Source organism: Algibacter sp. TI.3.09, from assembly GCF_038154905.1.
Taxonomy (GTDB): Bacteria; Bacteroidota; Bacteroidia; order Flavobacteriales; family Flavobacteriaceae; genus Algibacter.
This window is the reverse complement of the sequence record NZ_JBAKAN010000066.1, coordinates 1-288: the sequence shown is the minus strand read 5'-3', so window position 1 is coordinate 288 and position 288 is coordinate 1. Positions and strand designations below refer to the sequence as shown.

Annotated in this window: 1 pseudogene; it reads left to right on the top strand. The window is 33.7% G+C overall.

The features are described 5' to 3' along the window. A pseudogene (locus V6246_RS18345) lies at positions 1 to 288 on the top strand (SusD/RagB family nutrient-binding outer membrane lipoprotein); the annotation flags it as partial.

Sequence of the window (288 nt, the reverse complement as noted above, 5' to 3'; positions counted from 1 at the left end):
CAGTTGCTCTTGAAGACTTTGGAGAATTAAACGGTCGTACTATGACTTACTTAGGTAACGAATTAGTAGTTAACTGGGCAACACCATCTACCTGGTCTGCCAATGCTATATACAGTAGATACAACTTTAGTGCTGAAGATTTTTCAAACATTTTTGAAACTTCATACGCTACAATTTTCAAAAACCTTACTTACAGTGAAAATTACGAAGATCCTACTGGAGCTGTTGATTATTCTAACTACAAAGCAATTTCTAAAATTGTAAAAGGATTTCAGTACCAATTATTAG